1 protein-coding gene is annotated in these 1012 nt (G+C 64.7%); it reads right to left on the bottom strand.

Translation table 11 applies throughout. The annotated features are described in order from the left end of the window. Positions 1 to 168 precede the first annotated feature (168 nt). A partial coding sequence (locus tag ACXJKR_RS33420) for a rhodanese-like domain-containing protein (protein ID WP_457326519.1) occupies positions 169 to 1012 on the bottom strand: 844 nt, incomplete at its 5' end.

The raw sequence follows: 1012 nt of genomic DNA, 5'->3' as shown, positions 1-1012 counted from the left end.
CCGTCATACCCACGGCCAGCAGCGCGATGGGAGCGGCCTGGGGGACGGTGAGTCCAAGGGTGAAGATCAGAAGCGGCACGGCGAGAATTCCTCCGCCGGCACCGGTGATGGCGAGCGTTGCTCCGACTACCGCTCCGAGGGCGGCTGCCATCAGCATGTGAATGCCGGTCACAGGGCGACACGCAGTTGCTGGTCCCACAGAGCGATGCCCCCTCGCACACTCCACGAGTTGGAGTGGCCCAGGCGGCGCAGGGCTTTGGCCGCCAGCGCGCTTCGGTTGCCACTGCGGCAGAGGAAGACGATCGGGGCATCCGCGCTCAACCCGCTCCAATCTCGCAGCGAATTGACGAGCGTGGACAACGGGGCGTATTGGGTGGGCCGTTCGTTGGGCAGCTTCAGAGGCTGGCTGACGTCTTGCTCGTAGGCCTCACGAAYGTCGACGAACAACGCCGAGGAGTCGCGTTCAAGAAGCGTGGTCAGTTCTGCCGTCGTGAGTTCGACATTGGTCGCCTTGTCGCAACTGCCGACGCGCGCGCCGCACGCCATCGTCTGGTATGCCGTCGGCTGAATTTCTCGTTCAACCTCCGCCTTTGCGAGAGCGAATGCTTCGTTCTGCAGGCCCTGCTCCAGTGCCGCAGCCAGAAGGGGTTGCTCTTGGGTCTCGATTCGCAGAGTCGTGGCTATGCGGTCGTCGTAGTCGTGCCCCGGCAGGAGGAGGCAGTCTGCACCGACTGCGTGTTCGAGCACCCGCAGCGAAGCCGCGAATGACATGGGCTCACTTTGCTCGAAATCGCTTCGCCCAAGCGCGCCTGGCATGACCGTGTCGCCGACGAAAGCGAAGCGGGCCGCCATGCCCTCCTGCAGCAGGTACGCTGTGGAGTCGGCCGTATGCCCGGGGATCGCGACTCGGGTCAGGCGGTGCTTGCCAACCGGCACTTCTGATGTACCGATGGGCCAGCCAAGATCATCGGTTTGAGCGGCGCTCAGCAGGACATCAGGCAGGGCCGTGCGA

Source organism: Roseateles sp. P5_E11 (genome assembly GCF_054049355.1).
The sequence above is the reverse complement of the archived record's forward strand: the minus strand, read 5'-3'. Positions and strand labels throughout refer to the sequence as shown.